Here is a 1,201-nt window from a genome sequence, read left to right as displayed (position 1 = left end):
TGAATAACAGGTGTCGAATCAGTTGCCTTGGGGTTATATAGTCAAGCAACTAAGCGCATACGGTGGATGCCTTGGCAGTCAGAGGCGATGAAAGACGTGGAAGCCTGCGATAAGCTTCGGGGAGGTGGCAAACAACCTGCGATCCGGAGATCTCTGAATGGGGAAACCCACCCGATTTCGGTCGGGTATCTTGCACTGAATACATAGGTGTAAGAGGCGAACCGGGGGAACTGAAACATCTAAGTACCCCGAGGAAAAGAAATCAACCGAGATTCCCTCAGTAGCGGCGAGCGAACGGGGACCAGCCCTTAAGCTGGACAAAAGGTAGGAGAAGGCTCTGGAAAGTGCCGCCATAGTGGGTGATAGCCCCGTATCCGAAACCTGAGTCCAGTGAAAACGAGTAGGACGGGGCACGAGAAACCTTGTCTGAACATGGGGGGACCATCCTCCAAGGCTAAATACTCCTGACTGACCGATAGTGAACCAGTACCGTGAGGGAAAGGCGAAAAGAACCCCTGTGAGGGGAGTGAAATAGATCCTGAAACCGTATGCGTACAAGCAGTCGGAGCCCACTTGTTGGGTGACGGCGTACCTTTTGTATAATGGGTCAGCGACTTATGTTCAGTGGCGAGGTTAACCGTTTAGGGGAGCCGTAGGGAAACCGAGTCTGAATAAGGCGAATCAGTCGCTGGGCATAGACCCGAAACCGGGCGATCTATCCATGAGCAGGTTGAAGGTTGAGTAACATCAACTGGAGGACCGAACCCACTGTCGTTGAAAAGCCAGGGGATGACTTGTGGATCGGAGTGAAAGGCTAATCAAGCCCGGAGATAGCTGGTTCTCCCCGAAAGCTATTTAGGTAGCGCCTCGGATGAATACCACAGGGGGTAGAGCACTGTCTCGGCTAGGGGGTCATCCCGACTTACCAACCCGATGCAAACTCCGAATACCTGTGAGTACTATCCGGGAGACACACGATGGGTGCTAACGTCCGTCGTGGAGAGGGAAACAACCCAGACCGCCAGCTAAGGTCCCCAAGTACCAGTTAAGTGGGAAACGATGTGGGAAGGCTTAGACAGCTAGGAGGTTGGCTTAGAAGCAGCCATCCTTTAAAGAAAGCGTAATAGCTCACTAGTCGAGTCGGCCTGCGCGGAAGATGTAACGGGGCTCAAACTGGTCACCGAAGCTGCGGCTGCATACT

General features: G+C 53.1%; 1 rRNA gene. It reads left to right on the top strand.

The window, feature by feature from the left end:
- Window positions 1-39: 39 nt before the first annotated feature.
- Window positions 40-1,201: ribosomal RNA gene (locus FFI95_RS15325) — 23S ribosomal RNA — on the top strand; the annotation flags it as partial.

The sequence above is a fragment of the Marinobacter piscis genome, assembly GCF_007671655.1.
GTDB lineage: Bacteria > Pseudomonadota > Gammaproteobacteria > Pseudomonadales > Oleiphilaceae > Marinobacter > Marinobacter piscensis.
Note: the sequence above shows the minus strand (reverse complement) of the source record. Positions and strands in the feature narration are given on the sequence as shown.